The organism is Paenibacillus macerans, assembly GCF_900454495.1.
GTDB lineage: Bacteria > Bacillota > Bacilli > Paenibacillales > Paenibacillaceae > Fontibacillus > Fontibacillus macerans.
In genome coordinates this window covers 467,984-494,003 of record NZ_UGSI01000002.1, presented here as the reverse complement: position 1 = coordinate 494,003, position 26,020 = coordinate 467,984, and the positions used below count along the sequence as shown (strand labels likewise).

Here is a 26,020-nt window from a genome sequence, read left to right as displayed (position 1 = left end):
CACTCTTCTGACGAAATGCAAAAGTGCAGGCGAATGATGTCGAAGGCTCCCGAAAAAAACCATCAAACTGCGAAAGTTCAGTTCATTTACGGTTATACACCCTTATTTTTCCATAAGCACTCAACGCAACTGCACTTTTGCAGGCCAAGCGACTCGGAATGGGTAAATCACGATCTACCAAATGCATTTTTGCATTTGAACCCTGCCAAACAGCACAAGCAGACCCAAAAAAGTCCCAAAGCTAGTCTACGCCCCCCCACCTGACTTCCGCCTGGCCCCCACCTGGCTCCCGCTTTGACCGGGGGCCGCGGCTGCGTCTTAGGGCCTGGAATAATCATTTTGCGCGCATCTCATTGTACGCCCGCAGCAGCGTGTGCCGGCCGGGCCGCACGAGATGCGCTTCCCGCAGGCTGCGCTCCAGCAGCTCCGGCGATACGCCAAGCTGCTTCACCGAGACGGGGCCGCCTACAAGGGCCAGCAAGCCGCCAAGCTCTTGCGGATCGGGAATTTGCCCGATCTCCCGGCGGATCCGCTCCCAGTCGGCCGCCGGCGCCGGTTTCACATTTTCCGCTCGGATGAAGTCAGCTGTGGATCTGCCGTTTGCCCGTCCCCGTGCCGATCCAACGTTCCCGGAAGACACCGGTGTCTTCCCGCTACCAGCCTGGCTCTGGTTTCGGCTCTGCCCCTCCGCCTGCCGGTGTGCCGCCCATTCGTTCAGGGGCAAACCTTCCGCCGCGATCCGGCGGTACAGCTTGGCGATCTCCATGCTGGCCACGCCCACCTTGGCGCCATGCAGCAATTGGCGGCGTCCGAGGCGCAGGTATTCCATCTCCCAGTAATGGGAGAGATGATGCTCGGCGCCGGAGGCCGGGTGCGACTGCCCGAACAGCAGCATCGCCAGCCCGGACTCGATCAGCGCGGACATGAGCGCGTGAATCCCCTCCTCGCTGCGGCTGGCGATCAAACCGGCGGCAGCGACGCATTTTTGCAGCGCCGACCGCGTGATCTCCGCCGCCGCCGGCAGATAAGGTTCGCCCGCGGCGAGCGCGCCGAAGCTCCAGTCGAACAGGGACGTGTATTTGCCCAGCATGTCGCCGAAGCCGGCGGCGGCCAGCTCCGCAGGCGCTTGCACCAAGATGTCCAGATCGGCGAAAATCGCCATCGGCCCGATCGCCGGGATCGTTGTTTTCTCGCCCCGCAGCAGGATAGGAGCGCCTTTGGAGTTGAACCCGTCCACCGACGGGGCGGTCGGCACGGAGATAAAAGGGATGCCCGTCGTGTAGGCGGAAAATCGGCAGATATCGTGCAGAGTCCCGCCCCCCACGGCGATGACGGCGTCCGCGCCATACCGCTGGATATCCAAGATCAGCTGGATCAGCGAAGCCTCGTCGGCGATGACGTCGCCTTCCGCGTCCGGGCGGATCATCGTCGTATGGACGGCCGTTCCGCTAAGCCCTTCGGCCCGCTCCATTGACGCCAGCAGTAGTTTCCCCGCCGCCTCGTACGTATCGCGGTCGGCCGCAACGATAACGCTGCGGCAGTTTTTTCGTTCCAAATAAGCGGCCATCCGGCCAAGCGCCCCCGGCTCGACCCGGATTTCGTCCAAATCGATCGCCTTAAGGTACTCTTCCCCCAGCGCAGCAGCCTGCTGCCTGATGTTATGCAAAAGCTGTGTCATGAGTAAAAATTCCCTTCTCTTCCCAGTGAGTTCGTACCTCATCAGTTTATCCCGCATCGTTTGATCCCGCGTCGTTTATTTTGCTTCCGTTTATCGCGTTTCGGTTGATCAAGCATCGTTCATTTCGCATCTCCGGGCAGCCGCGCCGCCATTCCCCGGCGAAAATGCAGCGCCGGCAGCGGATTGTTGCACGTCATCCCGGTGACGCCGCATTCCACGCTGTACTGCACCTGCTCGGTTTCGTCCGGGCAATAGCTCCAGACGAGCAGGCCCAGGCCGTGAAATTCCCGCACGCGCTCGGGGGTCAGCAGCTTCATTTCCAAGCCCAGTGCCCACATTTTCGAGTAAGTGCCGGCTTCGCCGGGCACGAACCCGGACATCAGCTCGGCCGGAAACCCCTGCGTTTTCAACCCGTACGTGTCGTGAATATGCGCAAGCACCGCCGCATCAAAGCAAGTGAATAGGCAGCGCGCCAGGAACCCGGCCCGCTCCAGCAGGGCGACCGCCTGGTCGGCGGCTTGTTTCGCGTCCTCGGCCGGCTTGATCTCCACGTTGAGCAGCACGTCCGGATAGGACGCCAGAAGAGCGATAAGCTCCTCCAGCGTCGGTATTTGCAGCCCGGTAAATTCCCGGCCGAACCAGCCGCCCGCGTCCAGTTTTTTCAGCTCTTCCAGAGTGTGGCCGCCCACCGGCCCGGTTCCGTTCGTCGTCCGGTCCAGCGTGGCATCGTGAATCACCATAAGCACGCCGTCCTTGGACAGCCGGAGGTCAAACTCCAGCATATCCACCCCCAGGTCCAGCGCCTTGCGGAACGCCAGCAGCGTATTTTCCGGATAAGCTGATTTATAGCCTCGGTGCCCCGCCACCATGAGCGGGGAATCAGCGGACTCCAAACGTCCGATCATTGTCGGTCCCTCCTTTTATAAACGCTTCCCGCTTTTTACGATTCGGACAAAATCCGCTCCGTCTCCTTATTAAACGTATCCAGCGTAGACTTGATATCCTTGCTGTCGTACATAATCGCCTCGATCGCGGAGAAGAACTCGTGCATCACTTCCGGCCAGGCGACGTCCATGTTGGTGTCGACGGCATATTCCAGCTGGTCGTAAGCGACTTTGCGGTTCGGCTCCTTCGCCCACAGATCCTGCATTTCCTGGGATTCGACCATCTGTTTCGTAAACGGCAGGTATCCGGATTGCAAAATGAACTGCAGCCCGCCCTCCGGGTCCGTTTCCATCCAGCGGATAAATTCCCAGGCGGCGTCTTTGTTTTTGGAACCGGACATCAGCGCAATGTTTGCGCCTCCGGTCGGGCTTGCATACACGTCGTTTTTCGGCAGGAAGGCGGTGACATAGTCAAAATCCACGGACTCATTCAGTCCTCCGATCGAACCGGTCGATTGGAACATCATGCCGACTTTGCCTTCCACGAACATGCTGTTGACGATATTGCCGGAATCCTGCGCCGGAGGATAATACAGCGCCCCGGTGTTTTGCAGGTCTTTCAAATAACCGAACACTTCCTCGCCGACGCCATTGTCAACGAACCCTGTCGACGTCTTGTCATCGTTAAAAAACTTGCCCCCGGACTGGGAAATCATCGCGATCGGATACCAGGTGTCGTACGGCATCGTCAGCCCGTAGCGCTTCACTTCTCCGCCTTCCTTGACCACCAGGGCGTCCGCCGTTTGCTTCAGCTCCTCCCAGGTCGTCGGCACGGCCAGCCCCAGCTCGTCCAGCAGCGTTTTGTTCACGTGCAGGATCGGCGTCGAGCGGTTTAGAGGCAGCGATACCAGCTTGTCGTTAAAATAGGAATGCCCCATCAAGCCTTTCGTGAAATCGTCGGCGCTCACGCCGGACTGCTCCATATAAGGCGCCAGGTCTTCCAGCACGTCCGAATCGGCAAACATCTGCACATAGGCGCGTTCCAGCATCGTCACGTCCGGGGCCGTATCCGAAGCCACTGCCTGCTGCAGCTTGGTGACGGTCTCGTCGTATCCGCCTTGATACGTTCCGACGACCTCGATGTCGTCGTGGGTTTCATTAAAGCGTTTGATGATCGCGTCCATGTATTCGCCGTTTTTGCCGCCCAGCGAATGCCAAAATTGCACCGCCGTTTTGCCGGCGGCGCCCGCCGAAGCCGTCCCGTTTCCGTTCGCCGCTGCGCCTTCCGCACCTCCATTTGCCGAGCCGGTGCCCGAGTTCCCTCCCGCACAGCCGGCCAACAGGCCCACCAGCAGCGTTAATGCCAGAAATACGCCCAATCTCGTTTTCATGTCTTGGTTACCCTCCGATTTTTTAAATTGGTGTTGTATTTAAAAAGGGAACGTGAGTGACGGCCGCAGACGGAACTCACTTAATCCCTGAGTAGACAAACGCTTTGACGATATGGCGCGAACAAAACACGTACACGATCAGGATCGGCACGACCAGCACGACGTTGCCGGCCATGATGATATGCCAGTTGCTGATTCCTTCCGTCTCCCGCAGCATGGCGATGCCGAGCGTCAGCGGCCGGATCGCCTCGGAATTCGTCATGACGAGCGGCCAGAAATATTCGTTCCAATGGCTGACGAAGCTGAACAGCGCGATCGTCGCCAGCGCCGGCCCCGCCAGCGGGATCATGATCTTCCGGATCAGCTTCAGTTCCCCGGCATTATCCAGTCTAGCCGCCTCGATGATCTCCTCCGGGATCTGCATGAAATACTGGCGCAGCAGGAAGATCCCAAACGCGTTGGACATAAACGGAATGATCTGCGGCCACAGCGTATGGATCAGCCCGAAATCGGCCATCATCAGGTACACCGGAATAAACGTGATCTGGCCCGGGATCATGAACGCCAGCAGCACCAGGCCGAACAGGAGGTTTTTGCCGGCAAAACGGTATTTGGCGAAGGCGTACGCCGCCGGAATCAATACGGCGAACTGCAGCACGATGATCGATAACGTAATGACGGCCGAATTGCGGAAGTACATCAGGAACGGGCCGGCGTTCATCGCCTCGGCGAAATTACGCCACTGCGGCACGGCCGGAATCCAGGTCGGCGGAAAAGCCAGCGTCTCCCGGAACGTCTGCAGGGAGGTCGAGATCATCCACAGGAACGGAAACACAAACATGATCAGGACCGCCAGCTTGAGCAGCACGCTTAGCGCCGCAAGCAGAGGACGCATAGGACTCCAATCGAACGTTTTCACGGGCATGAAGCTCCTTCCATCATTGATAGTGCACCTTCTTCGCCAGCAGGCGGAAATAAATGAAGGTCAGCACGCCGATGATCGCCATCAGCACGGTGCCGGTGGCCGCCGAATAGCCGATATTGGTCGTCCGGAAGCCGTAGATATAGTAGACCAGCGTATTCGTCGCATCGTTCGGACCGCCGCCGGTCATGATTTTGACCGTATCGAACACCTTAAAGGACCCGATCGTCATAATGATCAGGATGAAAAAAAGCTGGGGCGAAATCATCGGCAGCGTGATCTTCCAGAACACCTTGAACCGGCTGGCGTTGTCCAGGGCGGCCGCTTCGTAAATGCTCGGCGGCACGCTTTGCAGCGCGGCGACGATGATCAGCGCGTAATAGCCGACGCTTTGCCAGACCGATACGATGATGACGGAAAAGAGCGCGGTTCCCGAGCTTTGCAGCCATTCGGAAGGGGGCAGGCCAAACGTCCTCAGCACGAAGTTGAGCAGCCCCTGATCCGGGTCCATCAGCCACAGCCAGACGAGCGCGATCGACACGATCGAGACGATGTGGGGCGTGAAAATGCCCGCCTGCACGAGCGCATTGATGCGCGTTTTCCGGTTCAGCCAAACCGCGATCAAGAGCGACAGCGCCATCGTCAGCACGACAACGCCCAGCGTGTACACCGCCGTATTGCCCAGCGCCTTGTAGAAATCGCCCCGCGTTAAAATTTGCTCAAAGTTGTCCAAGCCGATGAATTTGCTTCTGGCTTTGTTCATCAGGTTGTATTTGAAAAAGCTCAGGTACACAAGATAGGCGACCGGATAAATGACGAACAGCCCGATGCCCGCCATGGCGGGCGCGATCAGCACGTAGGGACGCAGCTTCCCCCAAATGACGGACCTACTCATGGCTTCTTCCCCGGAGCGCTTCAAGATAAGCGCTTCTGCGCGGATCGCTCTCCTCCAGGCGGCGTTCGTCCGCGCCGAAGAAGTGGATGTTCGCGGCGTCCACGCCGAGCGCCACCTCCTGGTCCACCGCGAACCGGTCCTCGGCGCTCTTCACCATAAACGATAGGCCGCCGCCGGACCGGACCTGGTAAATTGTTTCCGAGCCGAGCATCTCGCGGGTGACGATCGTGCCGCGCAGGGAAAAGTGCGGTTGGCTTCCGTCCGCCGGACACAGCACGGCATGCTCCGGCCGGAAGCCGAATTTGGCCCCGTCCCGGCCGAGATCGCCGATATTCATGGGCGGCACGCCGATAAACTGGGCGGTGAACAAGTTGCGAGGCTGCTGGTAAATGACGTGCGGCGGCGCTTCCTGCTGGATTTGCCCCTGGTTCATCAGCACGATCGTGTCCGCCATCGACATCGCTTCCACCTGATCGTGCGTTACGTACACAAATGTCGCGCCCAACTTCTTGTGCAGCTCGATCAGTTCGATACGCATCTGCACGCGCAGCTTGGCGTCCAGGTTGGAAAGCGGCTCGTCCATCAGGAACACGGACGGCTTCTTCACCATCGCGCGGGCCAATGCGACGCGCTGGCGCTGCCCGCCTGACAACGCGGACGGCTTGCGGTCCAAATAATCCAACAGCCCCACCGTCGCGCCGATGCTCTCGACCAGCCGGGCGCGCTCGGCTTTCGGCACTTTATTGTTTTTTAGACCGAATTCGATATTTTCGCGCACCGACATCGTGGGATAAATCGCGTAGTTTTGGAACACCATCGCCACGCCGCGCTGCCCCGGCGGAATCCGCGAAACGTCGCGCCCGTCGATGAGCACCTGTCCGGACGTTTGCGGGCCCAATCCCGCAATCATCCGCAGCAGCGTCGTTTTGCCGCAGCCGGACGGGCCGACCAGCACGGTGAACGAACCGTCCGCGATCGTCAGATTGAGGTCCCGGATGACCGCATTTTTCTCGAATGTTTTCGCCACGTTCACAAATTGAATGGATGCCAAGAGCCACCCTCCTTATCGCAAAATCCAAAATGCGCATTTTTTTGATCCATTTTGCTCATTTGAGCTTAATTCGATTTTAAAATCCGTTCATTTCGGGAGTATTAGAACAAATCCGCGGAAATGTAAACCTGCCCGCCGGTCGCCTATCTTGCCGAGGTACGGGGTTTGGCACGCTATGAAAGGAACTGTCCCTTCAGATCGCCGCAAATGTTTACTTTGCTTTAACACCGGCCAAACATGGCTTTGATAAAATGAGAGCAAATATTAAATCAAGATTATTTCAGCACGGGCAATTGCGCATTTTTGCGCACTTGTCCGGAAGGAAGGAAGATACGCCTTGTTGGCAGCCGAAAGAAAAAGACGCATTGTGGAATATGTGAGGCAATACCGAACAGCCACCGTGGCCGCGCTGGCCCAGGAGTTTGGCGTGCACGGGGCGACGATCCGGCGGGATTTGGCGGAAATCGAACAGGAGGGCGTGCTGAAAAGAACGCATGGGGGCGTCATTATGGAGCAGTGGACGCATGACGAGCCTTCTTTTTACGATCGAAGAAATCAGCATTTGGAGGAAAAGATGCGCATCGGCCGCCGCGCCGCCTCCCTCGTGGAAGACGGAGAGAACATTATTATCGACTCGGGGACGACGACCCTGCACATCGCCACCCATCTCGTGGGGCGTTCCGACATCACCGTGGTCACCAACGATATGAATGTGGCGGTAGAGCTGCGCGATGCTCCGGGGATTAAGGTGATTTTGACCGGCGGGGAACTGTATCCGTCCAGCTACATGCTGAACGGCATGTTTACGGATCATGTTTTGAAGTCTTTACACGTGGAAAAAGCTTTTATCGGTACCCCGGCGCTGCATCCCCAGCACGGGCTGATGCATCCCGAGGCGTTGCTGGTTCCGGCGAAACAGGGCATGATCGCCGCGGCGGGGGAGATCATCGTCGTGACCGACCACACCAAAATCGGCAAGCTGTCGCTGCACACGGTCGCGCCGAACAGCGCCATCCATACGCTGATTACCGGAACCGAAGCCTCCGAATATGACGTCAAGCCGTTCCAGGAGCGGGGAATTACCGTTTACCGGGTATAATCACCCGCCCGCGGAACGCCTTCCTACTCGGCCTTCACCAAGATTTTGACCTGATTCCGTTCTTTGAGGAGCCCTTCAAAGCCCTCTTCAACGGCTTGATCCAGCTTGATGCGCTTGGTTACAAGCTTGTCCGCCGGGAAGTAACCTTGAGCCATCAGGCTGATCACCGCCGGAAAAACGTCGCGGTAGCCGATAATGCCGGTCACGGTGCGCTCTTTCATGACGATGTTTTGCGGATGAATCGAAGCTTCCTTCTCGAAAATGCTGACGATCATCGTTTCTCCGCCGATTTTGGTGGAGTTGATCGCCTGGGTCAGCACCGGCGGAACCCCGGTCACCTCATAGGCTACGTCCACTCCGCCCTGCGTGCGCTTGTGAATTTCCTCGACGGCATCGTATTCCTTCGGATCGATGACGATCGCTCCCAGCTCCGCGGCTTTCTGTTTCCGCTCTTCCGACAGCTCAACCGCGTAGATTTCCGCAGCCCCCGAAGCCTTAAGCGCCTCGATCACGAGCAGGCCGATCGGCCCTGTGCCGAACACGGCGGCCTTGTCGCCGACTTTCAATTTACTGGAGCGCACCGCGTGCAGCGCCACCGCGGACGGTTCGACCAGAGCGCCTTGCTCGAAGGAAACCGAATCCGGGATTTTATGCAGCATTCCTTCCGGCACGGACGTATATTCGGAGAAACCGCCGCCTCCGCCGGCCAGGCCGTAAAAGCCCATTTTATCGCAAAGATTGTATTTACCTTGCTTGCAAGCCTCGCAGGTTCCGCAGGCATAGATCGGCTCCACGACGACGCGGTCGCCGACGGCCACCCGGGTCACTCCTTCGCCGACTTCCACCACCTGTCCGGAAAATTCATGCCCCATTACTACCGGCGCTTTGTCTCCGCTGAGCGGGTGGGTTTCAAGCGGGATGAAAATCGGGCCAGCCGTATATTCGTGCAAATCGCTGCCGCAAATGCCGCACCATTCCACCTTTATTTTCGCTTGACCCTTAGCCGGTTTCGGCTCCTCGATGTTTTCCAGTCTCAAATCCTTGACGCCATGCCATCTCAAAGCTTTCACTTGCACTCATCTCCTAGTCAAATTATGAAGCATATGAATCTTTCATTCACTTCCATTTACTAGGGTACTCCTAATTTTAGAATTTTTAAAGTTAGTTGATTAAAATTAATTAATTTATTTTTATTGGGCTCAAAACCGAGATCAATGCTTGACAAAATAAATTATGAAAGCGTTCGTGTCTTGGTATCCCTGCATGCTGCTTTGCACGAATATCCCTCTTGTTCAGGGGGTGGAGGGTAGGGGCTAATCACGATCCTTTTATTTTTCCCGGTGTCTTGCCCCATTCCTCCCGTCAGGTCTACTTTACTTCTCCTAAACCTCCTTCTCACAAACCTATCTAACGATCTCGAACATGCTTCCGGATCAAACGGGATAATCGTGCAAAGCGTCCGGACAACGGATATTGATCTGCCGATATTTCTTGCCACGATCGCTTACCGGCTCGGCCTTTTTCCATCAAATAGTCCAAATCCAAATCGAGAATCAACTCGACCGGGTTTATTCTATTTTATAGACGTAAATTTTAGTCCGGTACATGTCCCGGCAGGTGATGATCTTTTCCGCTTGCCAGCCGGGAAGGGCGAAGCAAATGCTGACGACCCGCGCCCCCGCACGAAGCTGCCGGCGCAGCAGAGGATCAAGCCGCTTCATGGCCCCGGGATAAAGATAACAGATTACCGCATCGGCATGTTCATAACGGTAATCGTACAGATCGCTCCGGTGAAAAACGGTGTTCCCGCAGGCGCTCAAACGCCGAGCCAGCCGCGAAACCGTCCATGGAATCAGAGAATTTTCGATGCCGGTGATCCGCCAGTCCGGGCGGCTTTTGGCGAGATGCAAGGCGAGCGTCCCCCAACCGGAACCCGCCTCCACGATAGAATAAGCGGAGTCCGGCGAAGCCGGTTCGGCGCCCGCCGGCATCCGGCCATCCGTCGGCATCCGGCCGCCCTTTGGGTACCTGCCGCCGGCCGCCCCAGTCAGCCGGTTCAGTTCCGCGGCGACAGCCCTGCGCACCTCCGCCGAAGCGGGCATCGGCGATATCCCGTTGCGCCAGCTTTTATATACGATGGACAACATGGCCAAAAGTACAAAAAGCATAAGTAATGCGGACAGGATTGAACTCGCTGGCACGGTCATGAAATTTCCCCTCGACTTTATGTAACTTTCCGTTTTTTATTGCGTCTTTCAATTATATGCGTTTTTATACAAAACCCAAAGGAGCTGCAACATGAAACGAATGACCATGGTCCTCTTATTAGGTTTGGTTTGCGCGGCCATTGCCGGCTGCGGAAATACCAGCACCCCCGGAAGCAAACCTAGCGAACCGCAAACGCAGGATCAAACTGTAAATTCCCCGGCACAAAACACCGCGGAGCAGCCGGAAAATCAAAACGCCGATGCAAGCGGCGATCAGGTCGATTTATCGGTTTATTATTCTCGCGATTTAGCCGCGGAATTTAGCGAAGATGACAGCAAGCTCACCTGGACGGCCGGCGGCGTTACCGTAACGGCAAAGAAAAAGAAAGGGGAGTTCGGAACCCCCGTCCTCGCTTCCATGGCCGTCAAAACGAAAGGCCGGAGCTATCCCGTCAAGTTCGATGCGGAACCCAAAGAGATCAGCTCGCTGGCCCTGTCCGCCGACGACCGGTATTTGGCCATAAACCTGTTCTATAGTAATATCGGAAATAAATTGATCGCGGTGAACCTCGAAAGCGGCAAACAAATCGACATCAACGCCGAAATCGGATCCCTGCAGAAGGAATATGGCGAGACGGTCGTCGAAACGGTCCATGCTTATAACTGGGCGCCCGGCGGCCATACGCTGGCGCTTTCGTTTGGCGACACCAGCAGCGCCATCCCGGCGTTGTACGACCCGGAAGAAAACTCCCTGCACAAAGTCGGCGGCGATAAAAATTACATCACGACCGCATATGCATTATGGCATAAGGACGGCAATATCGTGGACTACATCAGCGAACAGCCATCCGACGAATACCATCTGTACCGGTGCGATGTTGAAAAAAACACGACCACGGATATAACCGCGCTTAGCGCGGAGGATTTGTCCGTTTTTGTTCCGTATAGCCCCAGCCGTCTGCAATAGCCGCTCACTGGCTGGAGGCGACGACCTTCCAATTATGATCGCAGGCCGCCGTAATGGTGCCGCGCTCCCGGATATATTCCGCCACGAGTTCGGCCATGTCGGTCTGGATTTCTTTGACTACCGGTTTGCGCCGGTACATGTCGTAATCCCCTCCCCCGCCGGCGCGGTAGCTGTTCATCACCACATCGATCTCCGCGTCGTCCCGCAAGGGTTCGCCGCCGTAACTCAGCAGCGCCACGCGCCGGCCGGGGGGCCGGGACACGTCCAGCACGTATTCGATGCCCTCCCACATATCATAGTTGTAATGCTGCGCCTTAGGCTCCACGTATGCCGGATTTACGGCAATTTTCCCGTCTTCCCCGACGGTGAAATAATTCGCCGTCTGCTCCAGCGCCTCCCGGATATCCTTCCCCTTAAGCCGCAGCACGGCCAAAGTGTTCGGATACATAAAGTTGGTCAGCACATCCCGCATCGTAATGCTCCCGCGAAAACCTTTCGAGGCATTGCTGAGCAAAGCCGCGTTCGACACCCCCACCCCGGCAGCCTCCATCTGTACCTTGTTCACGAATTCCATAAAAGGATGATCGGCCAGCCGGCAAGCCAGCGGGCTGCGGATTTCCATATCCCCGCTGACCTCCCCAATCGGCTGATCCAGCCAATTTTGAGTTTCCACTTCAAGTCCGCGGACCAAATCCAGCACCTTGCCGTCGGCTTCGGTCGTTTCATCCGGGATCAGCAGCTCCGCCTTCCTCTCCCGAATCGCCCATGCTCCGTCCGCGCTTTTTTGGAGGCGAACGGAGATTTTCCCCAGCGCCTGACCGTTCGAGCCCGGCTGAATCACCGTGACCCCGCCGGCCTCGGCCGCGATTAAACGGTGCTGGTGCCCGGTAATCAGCACATCGATCCCCGGCACTTCCATGCACATGGCGTATCCCTGGTTTTCCCCCGTCAGCCGCTCAGCCGGTTCCCCGGTGAGCAAATCCCGTTCGAAGCCGCCGTGATAAGCTACGACCATCAGATCCGGCCGCTCCTGCTCGCGGATGCGGGGCACCCAGGTTTTTACGGTCTCCAGCGCGTCCCGGAACTTCCAGCCTTCGATATGCCGCGGATTTTCCCAATGCGGGATATAATGTGTCGTCACGCCCAAGACGGCGATTTTGACGCCGGCCTCGGTCGTTTTGACAAGATAAGGCCGGCCAAAGACCGGCACACCTTGCCCTGCGTCCACAATCCCCGCCGACAACCAGGGAAACCGCGAATCCTCCATGACCCGGCGCAACACCCGCTGCCCGTAATTGAATTCATGATTCCCCGGGACCGCCGCGTCATAACCCAGCTCGTTCATGACAAGCACCGCCGGATGCGACCCTTCCTGACGCTGTTTTATATAGAAGGAACAAAGCGGCGACCCTTGAATGACATCCCCGTTATCCACCAGCAGCAGGTCTGGCGTCCGCTCCCGTTCCCGGCGGATCATCGCCGCCAGCTTGGCCAGACCCAAGGGAAGCTCCTCATGCGTCCGGTAATCGGTCGGGTAAATATGCCCGTGCACATCGCTTGTGACGAGAATTTCGCAGACCGCTTCGCTAACCGTACCGTCACCCAAGCTTCCCTTTTGGCTATCCTCCGCATTGCTCCCCTCCACGTTGCCGGCCCGCGGCAAGTCCGTCCCGGTATCCGGCCTCGTTTCTGTGTCTATCCGCCGCCACTCCATACGCTTGCTCATCTTCTGCGTCCATCCTTTTCAAAATCCCCCATTTTTGCGCATGATCCGGCGCCAGCCGGCTTCTGCACATGATCTTATTTTAGCAAGCCTTTTTTAGGGCCATGTTAAAAATTGCTGCTCAAAAATTTACAAAACTCGGCCGATCCCCTGACTGCCCGTTAATAAACCTCTTATATATTAAACAAGTGAATTCAAAAAATAGAATGTGTGGAGGTCATACGTTTTGAAAAAGCTTGCTAAGTTCATGTTGCCTTTATTGTTTACGGTTGCCCTCATCAGCGGCTGCGGAAGCAACGCCCCGGCGAACACCAGCGGCAACGCCTCGGCGGACGGCAGCCAGCCGGCCAACTCCGCAACGGCTGGCGGAAACGCCCAGACGGACAAAGCCGCGGAACCCGCCGACACCGGTTATGTTCCCGAGACGCTGACCGTGCAGTTCGTGCCTTCGCAAAACGCCGACACGCTGGAAGCCAAGGCCAAGCCGCTCGAAAAACTGCTGTCCGACCGCCTCGGCATCCCGGTAAAAGTCAGCGTGTCGACCGACTACAACACGATCATTGAAGCGATGGCTTCCAAGCAGGTTGACGTTGGCTTCCTTCCTCCGACCGCTTACGTGCTGGCGAAGGAAAAAGGGGCGGCGGAAGTCATTTTGCAGGCGCAACGTTACGGAGTTGACGACGCCACCGGCGCTCCTACGAATGAGCTAGTCGATTTCTACAAATCGATGTTTATCGTCAAGAAAGACTCGCCGATCCAATCGGTGGAAGATCTCAAAGGCAAAAAGATCGCCTATCAGAACGTAACCTCTTCCGCGGGATATGTATGGCCGGCCGCTGTTCTTCAGGAAAAAGGAATCGATCCGCTGTCGGATGTCGAACCGATCACGGTGAAAGGCCACGACCAAGCCGTTATCGCCGTGCTGAACGGCGACGTCGACGCCGCCGCCATCTTCCAGGATGCGCGCAACACCGTGAAAAAAGACTATCCGAACGTCTTTGAAGATACTCGCGTCATCGCTTATACGGAGCCGATCCCGAACGACACGATTTCCGTCCGTTCCGATATGAGCGCCGAATGGGTGCAAAAACTGAAGGACGCCTTCATCGAAATCGGCAAAGACAGCGAAGGCCACAAAATCATCGCCGACATTTACACGCATGAAGGCTACGTCGAATCCAACGACAGCGTGTTCGACATCGTCCGCGAATACAACGAGAAAGTAAAAACCGAGTAGTTCAAGACGCCGCGATTGCCCAAATCCCGAACAATCAAGTCTTGAACAATTAAGCCTGAAACAATTAAGCCTCAAACAATCAAGTCTTCAAGCCAAAGTGCAAGCCAGTCGGTGCCCCCTCCGGGCCCGTGCTGGCTATGCGTTTTTTAAGATATTTCATTTAAAGGATGGTTATTCACGTGATAGAACTTCGCAATATATCCAAAATTTATCCGAACGGCACCAAAGGGCTGGATCAAATCAACCTCAGCATCGAAAAAGGCGAATTCGTGGCCGTGGTCGGGCTGTCCGGGGCCGGTAAATCGACGCTTCTCCGCTCCATCAACCGGCTGCACGACATTTCCGAAGGCGACATCCTCATCGGCGGCAAGTCGATCACGAATGCCGCGGGCAAAGAGCTGCGGACGATCCGCCGCGACATCGGCATGATTTTTCAAAGCTTCAACCTCGTCAAACGCTCCACCGTGCTGCGCAACGTCCTGGCCGGGAGGGTCGGCTATCACTCCACCTTGCGCACGCTGCTTGGGCTGTTTCCGAAAGAGGATATCGAACTGGCATTTGGGGCGCTGGATCGGGTGAACATCGTGGAAAAAGCGTACGCCCGGGCCGACGAGCTGTCCGGCGGGCAGCAGCAGCGGGTGGCGATCGCCCGCGTGCTCGCGCAGGAAGCGAAAATCGTGCTGGCCGACGAACCGGTGGCCTCGCTCGACCCGCTGACGACCAAGCAGGTGATGGACGACCTCAAGCGCATCAACCTCGAGCTGGGCATCACCACGATCGTCAACCTGCATTTTATCGACTTGGCCCGCCAGTACGCGACCCGCATCATCGGCTTAAGAGCGGGCCGGGTTGTCTTCGACGGCCCGGTCTCGGAAGCAACCGACGAGCGGTTTGCCGAAATCTACGGGCGGCAGATCGACCGGGAAGAGCTGCTCGCCAGCCGGCTGCCGGCCGAAGCGGTGTTGGGGGCGCGGGCCTGATGAATACGAACGCAAACCGGCAACCCCAAGCCGCCGCGCTTGCCCGGCGCCCGAAGGCCCCAAGCAAGCTGAAGCATTATTTGACGGCCGTGATCATTATTTTGCTGCTATGGGGCAGCGCGGCAAAAACCGAAGCAACGTTCGGCGAACTCATCAAAGGGGCGCCCAACATGCTCGACCTGCTGCGGGAAATGTTCCCGCCGAAGTGGAGCTACTTCGACAACATCGTACCGGCGATGCTGGAGACGATCCGCATGGCGCTGATCGGCACTACCTTCGGCGCTATTCTCGCCGTTCCGGTAGCGCTGCTGTGCGCCGGCAATCTGACCCCGAGCGCCTGGATCCGCCAGCCCGTCCGCTTCGTGCTGAACCTGGTGCGGACGATTCCCGACCTGCTGCTGGCCGCCATCTTCGTGGCCATCTTCGGCCTCGGGCCGCTGGCCGGCATTCTGGCGCTGACCGTTTTTTCGTTTGGCTTGATCGCCAAGCTGGTGTACGAAGCGCTGGAGACGATCGACCGCGGGCCGCTGGAGGCAATGACGGCCGTGGGGGCCGCGCCGGCGCAGCGCATTATTTTTGGCGTCGTTCCGCAAATCCAGGCGCATTTCATCTCCTACGTGTTGTATGCCTTTGAAATCAACGTCCGCGCGGCGGCGGTGCTCGGCCTAGTGGGAGCCGGGGGCATCGGGCATTATTACGAGGTGACGCTAGGGTTTCTGGAATACGACAAAACGTGCATGATCATCCTGTTTACGTTGGCGGTCGTGCTGATCATCGACTATTTAAGTGCGAAAGTGCGGGAGAAATTGTTATGACGACGAATACATGGCGCGAAAAAATAACCAAACCGAAAAAAAACCGCTACCGCTGGCTCATCTACGTTCTGCTTGTTCTCGTTTACATTTGGGCTTTTGCCGGCATTCCTTTGGACGGCATTAAGGAAACCGCCGGCCAGATTACGAAGTCGATTTTTGCCGGCCTGTTCTCGCCGGATTGGGGTTACGTCTATTTGCCGGACGGCGAAGACCTGCTGCGGGGACTGCTCGACACACTGGCGATCTCCATTTTGGGCACGGTGATTTCCACCATCGTTTGCCTTCCGTTCGCCTTTTGGGCGGCGGCCAACATGAGCCGCACGCGCTGGATTTCCGGTCCGGGCAAAATAGTGCTGAGCTTCGTCCGGACGTTTCCGGAAATCGTCATGGCGTTGTTGTTCATCAAAGCGGTGGGGCCCGGTTCCTTCGCCGGCGTGCTGGCCCTGGGGCTGCACTCGGTCGGGATGCTCGGCAAGCTGTTCGCCGACGAAATTGAAAACATGGATCAAGGGCCGGCCGAAGCCCTAACCGCTGCGGGCGCCACAAGGCTGCAGATCCTTTGGTTCGCCGTGCTGCCCCAGGTGCTGCCGGGATTTCTGTCGTATACGCTGTACCGGTTCGAGATTAACCTCCGCTCCGCCACCATTCTGGGGATGATCGGCGCCGGGGGCATCGGCACTCCGCTGATTTTCGCCCTCAGCTCGCGGGATTGGGATCGCGTAGGCATCATTATGCTCGGCATTATCGTGATGATCACGATCATCGACCTCATCTCCGGCGCGCTGCGCAAAAAACTGGTGTAGCGGCCCGGGGCAGCTTGGAAATATCCAATGGATTGCCTAGATCAACGCAATAAAACCTCCACCCGGGAAGTGGAGGTTTTATTGTTCCTGCTTACGCCCGTACTTCAGCGCCAAGCAGCTCGCGGATATGGCTTTCGATTTTTTCCGGTTCCTCCGCCGGGGCAAACCGCTTCACGACCTTGCCGCTGCGGTCGACCAGAAACTTCGTGAAATTCCATTTGATCGCTTTGGAACCGAGCACACCGGGCGCTTCGTTCGCCAGCAAGCGGAACAAAGGATGGGCATTTTTGCCGTTGACGTCGATTTTGGCGAAGAGCGGGAATGAAACTCCGAAATTCAGCTCGCAGGACTGGGCAACCTCCTCGTCGGTGGCCAGCTCTTGATTGGCAAATTGCCCGCAAGGAAAGCCAAGCACGGCCAAACCCTGATCCTTGTAAATGTCGTGCAGCTTTTGCAGACCTTTGAATTGCGGAGCAAAACCGCATTTTGTGGCCGTATTGACGATGAGCAGCACCTGCCCGCGATAAGGCTCCAGCGTCTGCACCTCGCCTTTAATCGTTTTAACCTCTATTCCGTATAGGGACATCATGATCTCCTCCATTTTTTACAAATGTGATATAATTAAATTGTATACAATTTAATTGGCGATGTCAAATTACTCTCTTGCCCGTAATTACCCTGTAACCCCCGCCGTTCTCGCTCTCCCCCTGCTTCGGCCTTTTGCCGCCCGGTGCCTTCCGCTTCCCGAACTTTTGACTTGCCGCGCCCGCGGGTGCTATAATTACGCGAATAAAATTGCATACAATTCAATGGCAGGTGATACTCTCATGCAGCCGCATGAATGGATGAAATTGGACAATCAGCTCTGTTTTGCTTTTTATACATGCTCCCGGGAGATCATGAAGCTGTACCGCCCGCTGCTGGCCGAATTCGGACTCACTTACACGCAGTATATTACATTGCTTTCTTTATGGGAACAGGACAACGTTACCGTCAAAGACCTGGGAGCAAAGCTGTTTCTCGACTCGGGAACGCTGACGCCGCTGCTCAAAAAGCTGGAGAATATGGAGCTGATCACAAGAACGCGGGATAAGGCGGATGAACGCAACGTCATTATCGCGTTGACCGAACGGGGGCGGGCTTTGCAAGAGCAAGCCGCACAGGTGCCGCTTAAGCTTTACGAGGGCACCAAGGTGACGAAAGAGGAGATCATGGAGATGCACAACCATATTAACGACTTTCTGCGCAAAATCGGATCGGCTGAATAAGTTCAGCCAAATCCTCCATAATAGGGAAGTAACCATAGGAGGACCGCCTGAAGTCCCCCGGAGAAAATGGAGGAGGTTCGCTGATGCTGGAAAATCTCGAAAGCAATTACGATTGCGCCCGCGCGGGAGAAGATCTTCATACGTTGAAACAGGAGCTCGCCAAGCTGCGCGGCTCGGGCGCGGGCGATCCACATACGCAAGAGCAAATCAACCGCATTGAAAATCAAATCTCGTTCATTATGAACAAATGCGATATCAACCACTAGCCACACTCCAAAAAAACACCCGTTCATCCGCTAAAATACCGGCGGCGAACGGGTGTTTTCTAGGCTATTTGCTCCCCGTCCCCGATTTGTGTCTTCTCCTCCGGGTTTAAGGGAATTCCAAACGAAGCGTTTATATTATGGATAAATTTGCAGGTTCATTCCTTTCTTAAGTCCCGTTCCTCCGGTAAAATAGAGCTGCAGCCACCCCTATTTTTCAGGAAGCAGGTGACGCCGGTCGTGGATCTGAACGAACTAGCGAAGCAATTTGCCGCAGGAGAGCTCTCCCTGCAAGGGATTTATTTCACCCAATTGCAGCCCGGCATTTACAAGGGACATACCAAATCCCGCCCGACGCCGCATGCCGGCCTGGTTTTCGCCCTGCGCGGACAGGCCGTCTTTACCTTTGACGATACGCCTTACGAGCTGCAGCCCGGCCTGATCGCCCATGGCCCCAAGGGCGCGGCGCTGCAGGTCGAGGCCGGACCCGGCGGGTTCGACTACGCCCTTATTCACTACACGCTGGATTCGCCGGCGGGCAGCCCCGATGTTTATACGCGGACCCATTATTTGCTGGACACCGGCGAACAGCCCCGGATCATGGAATTGCTGCGGCTGCTGCAAACGTCCATGACGACGCCCGGCCCTCTGCAAGCCGTCAGGTCCAAAGAGCTGTTTTACGGGACGGTCTATGAAATGCTAAGCTGCGCGCGCAGCCGTTTGAACGCCGGAAGCCGAAGCATGATCGAGCATGCCCTGGGCTACATCCATGAGCATTATATGGAGCCGCTCAATCTGAAAACCTTGGCCGGCTTATACGAAATGGACGTCAAAAAATTCGCTTACGCATTCCGCAAATACGCTGGTATTTTTCCCATCGATTATCTTATCCAGCACCGCATGAGCCGGGCCCGCCTGCTGCTCGTCGCTACGCGCTGCAGCGTAAGCGAGATCGCCGAGAGCGTCGGTTACGGGGACGCCCATTATTTCAGCAGGTTATTCCGGAAACATACCGGCTGCTCCCCGAGCGAATTCCGTTCCCAAAGCGGAAATAATCCACCTGCCTTTTGACAATTGTCTATTTCAAACCCCGGGATCGTTCATTATAATGTGATCTGAAAATGAAAATCATTATCAACAGTACGAAGTGGGGGAAAACCGATGCTTGCATCCTTTAAACGCTGGGGCGTCCTGCCCATCATCGCCATCCTGTTCATCGTCGCCACGGCGGCCTGCGGAACGCCATCCGCTGCCACCCCGCCCAACGGAAACGACGCAGCAGCCGCGCAAAACTCCAGCCCAGACAAAGCCAATACGGGGGCCGGTCAGCCGGGGGCTAACGGGGGCGGGAACGGGACCGATTCCACCGCAGACGCAGGAGGAACCAAGGTCCCGATAACGATTCACCATGACAAGGGCGAAACCGTACTGGAGGAAAAACCGAAAAAGGTCGCTATCACCTACTTCCCGTATGCGGAGCACCTTTTCGCCATCGGGGAACAGGATGCGGTGGCCGGCGTGGTCGGCCTGAAGTCGCTGCAAAATTTCCCGGTATACGACAGCTTCACGAAGCAGGGGAAAATCGCCGACCTGGGCGACACGGCCAATATGGAGAGCATTTTGGCGCTGGACCCCGACGTGATCATCGCTTGGGAGGACGATCTGAAAATTTACGACCAACTGGCCCAAATCGCCCCCACGATTCTGATCCATCAATCCGAAAACTGGCAGGACACGATCACGAAAGTAGCCGCGGTTTTGGGCGAAGAGGAAAAAGCGGAGCAATATATCGCCGGCTATGACGCCAAGCTGGACACGCTGGCCGCGAATATGGACAAGTCCGGGGTAAAAGGGAAAACCGCGATTTTCATGATGACCTGGGGCAAAGGGTTCAATTACTACGGCGGCGAGCGGATGGAGCCGTATTACGAACGCCTGGGCTTTGCCAAATTCCCGGATATGCAGGATTGGAGCGAAATCAGCCTGGAAGGCGTGGCCGCCATCGATCCGGATTATATTTTTCTCGGCGAGGATTTTACCGGTTCGGCGGAGCTGTCGCTCGGTGAGCTGGGCAAAAACCCAGTATGGAATCAGCTGAAAGCCGTCAAAAACGGCAACCTTTACGTTATCGACACGGAAATCGTCGGGCCGCTGGCCATGGGCCAATCCAAAGGGCTTGACGTCATGGAGCAAATTTTGCAAAACTAAGCGGCACCGGGACTCCCCTTCTCTTCCGGAATTTTATATGGAAGGGGAGTTTTGCTATATGGCTGCCCGCCCGGAAGTGTGTTACGATTCTTCTGTTCGCTTATGAACTCATTCATAACACTACTTGTCGGATCGACATTGGGAGGGCGTCACTTGAAAGCGCAGTCTGATACCACGGCGCAAGGCGCGGAAACAACCCGTAAGGAAGCTGGCCGCGCCAAACCACGTTTCGCGAAGCGGAATTATTATTTGCAGCTGGCGACGGTGTTTGTCGGTTTTTTTATTTTTGGATTCTCCGAAAATATTAAAGGGCCTGCGATTCCGCGCATCCAAACCGACTTCGGCATCGACGAAATGCAGGTCGGAACGCTGCTGTCCCTCAACTCGCTCGGCTATTTGCTGGCCTGCTCGTTTACCGCCTATCTGGCGCGCAAATGGGGAGCGAAAGCAGTCACCCTGCTGGCCTTCGGATCGATGGCCGCCTCCGGCGTACTGATCTTCGCTTCACGCACCTACCCGGCCTTGAGCGGGTCCTACTTCTTCATGTACGTTGGCAACGGCATGCTGGAAATCGCGCTCGCCGTGCTGGCGGCGCGTATTTTCGTCGGCAATACCGGGACGATGATGAACCTCGCTCATTTCTTCTACGGGCTTAGTTCGATTGTGGCGCCAATGATCGCCTCCGGGCTGATGAGCGTAACGATCGGCGGCCACATGCTCGATTGGCGCGGCATGTATCTGATCATGTTGTCGCTGTCGGTCATTCCGATGATTCCGGCGTTTATGAGCCGGTTTCCGGGGGAGGAAGAGCACGGCGGCGAGCGCGTGCCCGTGTCGCAGTTGATGCGGGACCCCGCCATTTGGCTGATCGTACTCGTTTTATCGTTTGGCGTCATTTCCGAAATGGCTGTCGGCGGCTGGCTGGTCAACTTCCTGGAAAAAGCCTACCACTGGAACACCTCCAGCGCCTCGGGCATGCTGTCGGCGTTTTTCGTATGCTTTACGTTCGCGCGCCTGCTGCTTGGACCGGTCACGGATAAAATCGGGTTCACGCTGTCGCTGATCCTTTTCTCCGGCTTTTCCGGACTGTGCACCCTGGCCGCCATCTGGGCCGGCGAGCCCGGAGCGTTCCTGTTCGCCGCCGCCGGGATCGGGATCGCCCCGATCTACCCGACCGTGATGGCCTTGATCGCCAAGAAATACCGCTCCGGCAGCGACTCCGCCATCACCTTTATCGTGACGCTGATGGGGGTGGGCAGCGTGATCGGCAATTACTTGATCGGCGCCATCACCGACGGCATTAAGAAGCTGTTCGCGAACGCCAGCGACCCGGAGCTCGGCTTGCTGCGCGGCCTTCAGGCCGGATACGGCTTTATCGGCGTGTGCGCGCTGCTGTGTACCTTGGCCAGCGCCGTATTATTCGCATATTTGCGGAAGCGGAACGAATTGATGTGATATTCCGCCGAGCATAAACTGCGCTGAGTAATTATTGCGCCAAACAACCGCTAAGCAATACTGCGCCAAACAACGCTGGAAAAAAATCCGCCACGCATGCATCAGGCATGCATCAGGCATAGGCTTGGCATGCGCCAAGCATAACACCAGGCATAACACCAGGCATAGGGCTGGCATGCATTAGGCATGCGCCAAGCAACCTGTGGGAATCCGGGGGCCTGAGAGCCACCCCAGCGAAAAATAAGAGCAATAAGTGTCGTTATTCCGGCGATACCCATCCATTTGAAAGAAATAGAGACAATTTGTGTCGTTATTTTCCCCCATCGCAAGGAAATGCCCGCGCTCTGGACTATTCATGGGAAAATAAGTACATAAAATGCCGCTAATGGGGATAAACACGCCTGGCTCCGAATTATAAGTACATAAAGTGCCGCTATTTTGAAGTCCCAGCCCACGGTTGGCTATGTCCGCGCCATTCCAGCGGCCGTATTCCAATATCACACACTATCAACGACTATCTCAAACTATCTCACGGTAACACACACTAGCTCACACTCTCTCACTACCTTTACCTAATCTCACCTATCTCACGCTACCTTACGCACGTAAAAAAGGGCCCGACCGGGCCCCGATCATTTCCCTCCTTTAAACCACTTCGAACTACTTCGTATCTATGCTTGCCAAGCCTTCAACTCCACCTAAACCTACTTTAACCACTCATGTCCGCGCCTTTCCGGCCCCGGGCTCCCTTTTCGGCCTTCAGCTCGGCTCCGGGCCTTGCTGTCTTTCCGCCCCTTTCAGAGCCAGCAAAAAGATACCTTCCGCCGGGCGGACGGAGCTGACCTCCGTGCAGCCCGCCAGCCCGGCTTCGCCCAAGGCAGCTTCCAACTCGTGCATCAGCCGGGAAGCTTTAAACACGCCGCCGGACAAGTACACGGGCACGTCGCCCAACTGCCGGCGCGCCGCAACGGCCAGCTCGCACAGATGCCCCGCCGCCGCCTGCATGATGCACAAAGCGGCTCGGTCCTGCCCCTCGGCGAGTTCATTGACCAGCGGTACCAGCAGGGCCAGGTCCTGGTCCGTAATCTCGCCGGAATAGCAGCGGGCCAGCAGCACGCTCTCCTCTTCGCCCTTCAGTGCGCGCAGAACCGGGCGAGCCAGCCCAGTCGGCGGCTCCAGGCCGGCTTGCGCTCGCAGCGCCGATTTCAGTGCTGCGAGCCCGATCCAGTAGCCGCTGCCCTCATCGCCTAGCTGATGGCCCCAGCCGCCCAGCCGCAGTTCCCGCCCGGCTGCGTTTTTCCCGTAAGCAACCGTGCCGCCGCCGGAGATGATGACGAGCCCCGGGCCGCCCCGGGTGGCGGCGTACCAGTTCCCCCAATAATCGGGGACGACTTTTAAGCTCGCCAACTCAAAGCGGCGGCCGCTCATCGCCTTCCTAATCGCTTTCGGAATCGCCGCCACATCCCCGTGGTAGCCGCTCAGGCTGAAACAGATGCTGACCGGCGGCCCAACGTCTGCATCCACGCTCGTGCCTACGCCCGTGACCCGCTCATTCAGCCGCTCGCAAACCTCGGCGGCGATTTTGGAGTAGCTGCGCAGCCCGCCCGGCTTCGCGTAATGGATGATCGGCGGCAGCATCCACTCTTCCAGCAGCCGGCCCGATTCGTCCAGCAGCTCGACCGCCGTTTTCGTTTGTCCCCCGTCAACGCTAACGATAAGCACGCCGATCACTTCCCTCTCGGTAGGGTTGCAGCTTGCCGGCAAACTGCCGCGTGATCGCGATCGGGTCGGTGATCGCCGTGCCGACCACGACGAAATACGCTCCCGCTTCGATGGCGGCAAGCGCCTGCCCCGGCGAACCGACATGCCCCTCGCATACCGCCCGCACCCCAGCCTCCGTCAACTGCTTGACCAGCGCGATGTCCGGTAGGGCACGGCCTACGCTTGCGTCCGTATACCCTGACAGTGTCGTACCGACGAAATCGGCGCCCAGCCGCCAGGCTCGTTCGCCTTCCGCGAAAGTCGACACGTCGGCCATTACCGGCGCATGCAGCTCCTCCTTAACGCGGCGGATCAGCATCCCCAGCGCCTCGGTATCCGGCTGGTTCTGCACGCTCGCTTCCAACGCGACAATGTCCGCCCCCGCTTCCACGATCGCCCGCACATGCTCGAAGGTCGGCGTGATAAAAAAGCGGTGATCATATTGATGAACTTTATAAATCCCGATAACCGGCAAGCCGACCTGCTTTTTGATTTCCGCGATATGCTCCGGACCGTCCGCCCGGATTCCGGCCGCGCCCCCCAGCTCCGCGCTTTTGGCCATCGCAGCGATCATCGGCGCGTGATTGAGCGGGTGGTCGAAATGCGCCTGGCAAGAGACGATAAGCCCGTGTTTCATGCTGTCGATCACATAGACATCTCCTTTGACATTCAATATAAATTTTGCTGCTGGCTCGCGCCGTCAAGCGGCGAAGCGGCCCCCCAGCCGATATCCACCGCCTTGAACGCGGCTTGATAAATAAATATGCTTAGCATCTCGGAGACATATCCGGGACCGCCGTTCGTCAGCACATAAGAAAAACGTCTATCGACGTACTTTCAAGGAAGCCAGACCGCGTAAACCGGTATTTTTTGCGATTACAGGATTGTTTCAACTTTCGCAGCAAAAAAACGGCAGACAAGCCTTGATGTAGCTGGGTAAAGCAGCAATCCATTGTTGGAGTAGACGCCGAATCTGAGGTAAACTGGGTTTTCCCGGCTTTTTGGGCTGCTTCGTTGATCAATCCAAGCAACTGTTATAAGGCAACCAGCCAATCGAGTGTGCCGACTTCGTCGCACAGCAAGGAAAACAAGCCGCTGAAGGAACGTACGTTGTACTTTACCGGGTTCGTGTCTTGGTGTTCCTGCCTGTAGCCTTTGCACGATTATCCCCTTCGTTAAGGAGCAGGGAGCAGGGGGTGGGGCTAGAGCAAGTCAAGGATTCCAAAAAAAGAGAAGAAAAAACAAAAAAGATGAGGAAAAAATGAGGCGGTTCAGGTGAGATTTTCGGCTTGTCAAAGGAACGTATGTTTGGTATAATGAAATAAATGGAACTTATGTTCGTATATTCTTGATTCGGGGGCGAGTAAACATGGAGATCAATGCGGGAACGGAACTTCAGCCATTCAGCAGCCGTTTTAACAGCGAACAGGACTGCATGGAGGCGCTAATTGCGATGAAGTGGCCAAGCGGCTTTGTCTGCCCGCGGTGCGCTTACACCCGGTGCAGCCGTCTAACCTCCCGGCATATCCCTTTGTTCGAGTGCGGAAAGTGCAAGCATCAAACATCGCCTTTGGTCGGCACAGTTTTTGAAGGAACGCATCTTCCCCTGGTGAAGTGGTTTCAGGCGCTGGAGTTGTTCCTGCTCCCTGACGGCATTTCGGCGCTGCGGCTGAGCAAGGTGATCCGGGTCACCTACAAGACCGCCTGGTCGATGCTGCACAAAATACGCCATGCCGTGGGGGAGTTCGATGCCCGGGAGCTGCTCTCCGGAGACGTGAAGGTGAACAGCGATCAGTATGGGCGTAATCCGTCCCGGTGTCAGCTTTCGCATCCGTATGCCTCGGCGGTCGTAGCCGGCTGCACGGTCACGGAGTCGGGCGAGCCGGAACAGGTCAAAATCCGCCTGGTGCCGCATAAGCGGGGAGGCGAAAAAAGGGCAGACCGTCACGATCTAACCGCGTTCATCAATGGGCATGTGGATGTCCGTACATCGGCGGTGCAGTCGTTCCCTCAGGCCTTTCGGCTGTATGCGCCCTTGCGGAGAGTGGTGAGAGAGGCGTGGGAATCGCTGAAGAGTACGTATGGAGCCTTGGGACTGAAGCATCTGCAGGCGTATCTGAACGAGTACACCGTACGCCGCCGGCTGCGCCTGCAAGGAGCGGAAGAAACGATGCGGCAGAAGTTGCTGCGCATGTGTGTGGCGATTCCGGCGATCCCTTACCGCCGGCTGATCGCGCGCCAACCGAACCAGCCCCTTGGGGCAGCAGCCTGATCAGGACGCTGGAACGGTGGGGGGAGTTTGATGCAGATTAACTTAATGGGTCCTTGATCTCCTGTCTTGATCGCTTGTCCGGTCTGTTTCACCTACCCTAAACCTCATTCCTTCTCCTAAGCCCGTCTAAATTATCTCGAG

At 56.9% G+C, this 26,020-nt stretch carries 24 protein-coding genes and 1 pseudogene; 12 read left to right on the top strand and 13 right to left on the bottom strand.

The window, feature by feature from the left end; all coding sequences use genetic code 11:
* Positions 1 to 334 precede the first annotated feature (334 nt).
* The 6 genes from DYE26_RS25395 to DYE26_RS25370 all read right to left on the bottom strand — a co-directional run bounded on the left by DYE26_RS25395 (position 335) and on the right by DYE26_RS25370 (position 6,821).
* Entirely contained in the window at positions 335 to 1,678 is a 1,344-nt protein-coding gene (locus DYE26_RS25395; RefSeq protein ID WP_036618978.1) for a sn-glycerol-1-phosphate dehydrogenase, read from the bottom strand.
* Positions 1,679 to 1,797: 119 nt separating this feature from the next.
* On the bottom strand, positions 1,798 to 2,583 hold the full coding sequence (locus tag DYE26_RS25390; RefSeq protein WP_036618976.1) for a glycerophosphodiester phosphodiesterase family protein: 786 nt from the start codon (positions 2,581 to 2,583) through the stop codon (positions 1,798 to 1,800).
* 35 nt (positions 2,584 to 2,618) lie between these two features.
* Positions 2,619 to 3,953 (bottom strand): ABC transporter substrate-binding protein, encoded by a 1,335-nt coding sequence (locus tag DYE26_RS25385; protein WP_036618975.1) that lies wholly within the window; start codon positions 3,951 to 3,953, stop codon positions 2,619 to 2,621.
* A gap of 76 nt (positions 3,954 to 4,029) precedes the next feature.
* A complete protein-coding gene (locus DYE26_RS25380) occupies positions 4,030 to 4,848 on the bottom strand; it encodes an ABC transporter permease subunit (RefSeq protein WP_230876966.1) in 819 nt (272 codons plus the stop codon).
* Between the two features lie 43 nt (positions 4,849 to 4,891).
* Positions 4,892 to 5,770 carry a carbohydrate ABC transporter permease gene (locus DYE26_RS25375; RefSeq protein WP_036627352.1) on the bottom strand — a complete coding sequence of 293 codons (879 nt, stop codon included), beginning with the start codon at positions 5,768 to 5,770 and terminating at the stop codon, positions 4,892 to 4,894.
* The gene (locus DYE26_RS25370) at positions 5,763 to 6,821 is read right to left on the bottom strand and encodes an ABC transporter ATP-binding protein (RefSeq protein WP_036618973.1); all 1,059 of its coding nucleotides are present in this window, start codon (positions 6,819 to 6,821) and stop codon (positions 5,763 to 5,765) included. The genes DYE26_RS25375 and DYE26_RS25370 overlap by 8 nt, the downstream gene beginning before the upstream one ends.
* 337 nt (positions 6,822 to 7,158) lie before the next feature.
* Here DYE26_RS25370 and DYE26_RS25365 point away from each other — a divergent pair, with 337 nt between their 5' ends.
* Positions 7,159 to 7,920 (top strand): DeoR/GlpR family DNA-binding transcription regulator, encoded by a 762-nt coding sequence (locus DYE26_RS25365; protein ID WP_036618971.1) that lies wholly within the window; start codon positions 7,159 to 7,161, stop codon positions 7,918 to 7,920.
* Between the two features lie 23 nt (positions 7,921 to 7,943).
* On the opposite strand, the gene DYE26_RS25360 is transcribed toward DYE26_RS25365, so the two are convergent.
* Entirely contained in the window at positions 7,944 to 8,990 is a 1,047-nt protein-coding gene (locus tag DYE26_RS25360) for a 2,3-butanediol dehydrogenase (protein WP_036618969.1), read from the bottom strand.
* Between the two features lie 498 nt (positions 8,991 to 9,488).
* The gene (locus DYE26_RS25355) at positions 9,489 to 10,127 is read right to left on the bottom strand and encodes a class I SAM-dependent methyltransferase (RefSeq protein WP_036618967.1); all 639 of its coding nucleotides are present in this window, start codon (positions 10,125 to 10,127) and stop codon (positions 9,489 to 9,491) included.
* 91 nt (positions 10,128 to 10,218) lie between these two features.
* Here DYE26_RS25355 and DYE26_RS25350 point away from each other — a divergent pair, with 91 nt between their 5' ends.
* Positions 10,219 to 11,094, top strand: coding sequence for an LptM family lipoprotein (locus DYE26_RS25350; RefSeq protein WP_036618963.1), 876 nt, complete (start codon positions 10,219 to 10,221; stop codon positions 11,092 to 11,094).
* Between the two features lie 4 nt (positions 11,095 to 11,098).
* Here DYE26_RS25350 and DYE26_RS25345 read toward each other — a convergent pair whose 3' ends face one another.
* Positions 11,099 to 12,820: a bifunctional metallophosphatase/5'-nucleotidase gene (locus DYE26_RS25345; protein WP_240534080.1), complete on the bottom strand. Its 1,722-nt coding sequence runs from the start codon at positions 12,818 to 12,820 to the stop codon at positions 11,099 to 11,101.
* A gap of 223 nt (positions 12,821 to 13,043) precedes the next feature.
* Here DYE26_RS25345 and DYE26_RS25340 point away from each other — a divergent pair, with 223 nt between their 5' ends.
* From DYE26_RS25340 to phnE (DYE26_RS25325), 4 genes are all read left to right on the top strand, one after another.
* On the top strand, positions 13,044 to 14,054 hold the full coding sequence (locus DYE26_RS25340) for a phosphate/phosphite/phosphonate ABC transporter substrate-binding protein (protein ID WP_036618960.1): 1,011 nt from the start codon (positions 13,044 to 13,046) through the stop codon (positions 14,052 to 14,054).
* A gap of 179 nt (positions 14,055 to 14,233) precedes the next feature.
* Entirely contained in the window at positions 14,234 to 15,034 is an 801-nt protein-coding gene (phnC, locus tag DYE26_RS25335) for a phosphonate ABC transporter ATP-binding protein (protein WP_036618958.1), read from the top strand.
* Positions 15,034 to 15,849, top strand: coding sequence for a phosphonate ABC transporter, permease protein PhnE (gene phnE / locus DYE26_RS25330; protein ID WP_036618955.1), 816 nt, complete (start codon positions 15,034 to 15,036; stop codon positions 15,847 to 15,849). The genes phnC and phnE (DYE26_RS25330) overlap by 1 nt, the downstream gene beginning before the upstream one ends.
* Complete coding sequence (gene phnE / locus DYE26_RS25325) at positions 15,846 to 16,652, top strand: phosphonate ABC transporter, permease protein PhnE (protein WP_115311326.1); 807 nt, start codon at positions 15,846 to 15,848, stop codon at positions 16,650 to 16,652. The genes phnE (DYE26_RS25330) and phnE (DYE26_RS25325) overlap by 4 nt, the downstream gene beginning before the upstream one ends.
* A gap of 91 nt (positions 16,653 to 16,743) precedes the next feature.
* On the opposite strand, the gene DYE26_RS25320 is transcribed toward phnE (DYE26_RS25325), so the two are convergent.
* Positions 16,744 to 17,238, bottom strand: coding sequence for a glutathione peroxidase (locus DYE26_RS25320; RefSeq protein WP_036618950.1), 495 nt, complete (start codon positions 17,236 to 17,238; stop codon positions 16,744 to 16,746).
* A 241-nt stretch (positions 17,239 to 17,479) separates the two neighbouring features.
* Here DYE26_RS25320 and DYE26_RS25315 point away from each other — a divergent pair, with 241 nt between their 5' ends.
* The 5 genes from DYE26_RS25315 to DYE26_RS25295 all read left to right on the top strand — a co-directional run bounded on the left by DYE26_RS25315 (position 17,480) and on the right by DYE26_RS25295 (position 21,846).
* The gene (locus DYE26_RS25315; protein WP_036618948.1) at positions 17,480 to 17,920 is read left to right on the top strand and encodes a MarR family winged helix-turn-helix transcriptional regulator; all 441 of its coding nucleotides are present in this window, start codon (positions 17,480 to 17,482) and stop codon (positions 17,918 to 17,920) included.
* 83 nt (positions 17,921 to 18,003) lie between these two features.
* A complete protein-coding gene (locus DYE26_RS25310) occupies positions 18,004 to 18,186 on the top strand; it encodes a hypothetical protein (RefSeq protein ID WP_036618947.1) in 183 nt (60 codons plus the stop codon).
* Positions 18,187 to 18,423: 237 nt separating this feature from the next.
* Entirely contained in the window at positions 18,424 to 19,254 is an 831-nt protein-coding gene (locus DYE26_RS34600) for an AraC family transcriptional regulator (protein WP_036627350.1), read from the top strand.
* A gap of 90 nt (positions 19,255 to 19,344) precedes the next feature.
* Positions 19,345 to 20,391 (top strand): ABC transporter substrate-binding protein, encoded by a 1,047-nt coding sequence (locus tag DYE26_RS25300; RefSeq protein WP_051985200.1) that lies wholly within the window; start codon positions 19,345 to 19,347, stop codon positions 20,389 to 20,391.
* Between the two features lie 249 nt (positions 20,392 to 20,640).
* A complete protein-coding gene (locus tag DYE26_RS25295; RefSeq protein WP_036627348.1) occupies positions 20,641 to 21,846 on the top strand; it encodes an MFS transporter in 1,206 nt (401 codons plus the stop codon).
* Positions 21,847 to 22,605: 759 nt separating this feature from the next.
* Here DYE26_RS25295 and DYE26_RS25290 read toward each other — a convergent pair.
* The 3 genes and pseudogenes from DYE26_RS25290 to DYE26_RS34955 all read right to left on the bottom strand — a co-directional run.
* A complete protein-coding gene (locus tag DYE26_RS25290; RefSeq protein ID WP_051985198.1) occupies positions 22,606 to 23,568 on the bottom strand; it encodes an N-acetylglucosamine kinase in 963 nt (320 codons plus the stop codon).
* The gene (locus tag DYE26_RS25285; protein ID WP_051985197.1) at positions 23,555 to 24,256 is read right to left on the bottom strand and encodes an N-acetylmannosamine-6-phosphate 2-epimerase; all 702 of its coding nucleotides are present in this window, start codon (positions 24,254 to 24,256) and stop codon (positions 23,555 to 23,557) included. Before DYE26_RS25285 ends, DYE26_RS25290 begins: the two co-directional genes overlap by 14 nt.
* A 240-nt stretch (positions 24,257 to 24,496) precedes the next feature.
* A pseudogene (locus DYE26_RS34955) lies at positions 24,497 to 24,719 on the bottom strand (IS4 family transposase); the annotation flags it as partial.
* A 257-nt stretch (positions 24,720 to 24,976) separates the two neighbouring features.
* Here DYE26_RS34955 and DYE26_RS25275 point away from each other — a divergent pair.
* On the top strand, positions 24,977 to 25,879 hold the full coding sequence (locus tag DYE26_RS25275) for a transposase (protein WP_115311325.1): 903 nt from the start codon (positions 24,977 to 24,979) through the stop codon (positions 25,877 to 25,879).
* Positions 25,880 to 26,020 lie beyond the last annotated feature (141 nt).

Excerpts from the sequence above, each read along its gene's own strand:
- DYE26_RS25385 (WP_036618975.1), bottom strand. The coding sequence starts at position 3,953 with ATGAAAACGAGATTGGGCGTATTTCTGGCATTAACGCTGCTGGTGGGC.
- phnE (WP_115311326.1), top strand. The coding sequence starts at position 15,846 with ATGACGACGAATACATGGCGCGAAAAAATAACCAAACCGAAAAAAAAC.
- DYE26_RS25310 (WP_036618947.1), top strand. The coding sequence starts at position 18,004 with ATGCTGGAAAATCTCGAAAGCAATTACGATTGCGCCCGCGCGGGAGAA.
- DYE26_RS25315 (WP_036618948.1), top strand. The coding sequence starts at position 17,480 with ATGCAGCCGCATGAATGGATGAAATTGGACAATCAGCTCTGTTTTGCT.
- DYE26_RS25345 (WP_240534080.1), bottom strand. The coding sequence starts at position 12,820 with ATGAGCAAGCGTATGGAGTGGCGGCGGATAGACACAGAAACGAGGCCG.
- DYE26_RS25355 (WP_036618967.1), bottom strand. The coding sequence starts at position 10,127 with ATGACCGTGCCAGCGAGTTCAATCCTGTCCGCATTACTTATGCTTTTT.
- DYE26_RS25375 (WP_036627352.1), bottom strand. The coding sequence starts at position 5,770 with ATGAGTAGGTCCGTCATTTGGGGGAAGCTGCGTCCCTACGTGCTGATC.
- phnE (WP_036618955.1), top strand. The coding sequence starts at position 15,034 with ATGAATACGAACGCAAACCGGCAACCCCAAGCCGCCGCGCTTGCCCGG.
- DYE26_RS25390 (WP_036618976.1), bottom strand. The coding sequence starts at position 2,583 with ATGATCGGACGTTTGGAGTCCGCTGATTCCCCGCTCATGGTGGCGGGG.
- DYE26_RS25300 (WP_051985200.1), top strand. The coding sequence starts at position 19,345 with ATGCTTGCATCCTTTAAACGCTGGGGCGTCCTGCCCATCATCGCCATC.
- DYE26_RS25395 (WP_036618978.1), bottom strand. The coding sequence starts at position 1,678 with ATGACACAGCTTTTGCATAACATCAGGCAGCAGGCTGCTGCGCTGGGG.
- DYE26_RS25320 (WP_036618950.1), bottom strand. The coding sequence starts at position 17,238 with ATGTCCCTATACGGAATAGAGGTTAAAACGATTAAAGGCGAGGTGCAG.
- DYE26_RS25275 (WP_115311325.1), top strand. The coding sequence starts at position 24,977 with ATGGAGATCAATGCGGGAACGGAACTTCAGCCATTCAGCAGCCGTTTT.
- DYE26_RS25380 (WP_230876966.1), bottom strand. The coding sequence starts at position 4,848 with ATGCGTCCTCTGCTTGCGGCGCTAAGCGTGCTGCTCAAGCTGGCGGTC.
- DYE26_RS25350 (WP_036618963.1), top strand. The coding sequence starts at position 10,219 with ATGAAACGAATGACCATGGTCCTCTTATTAGGTTTGGTTTGCGCGGCC.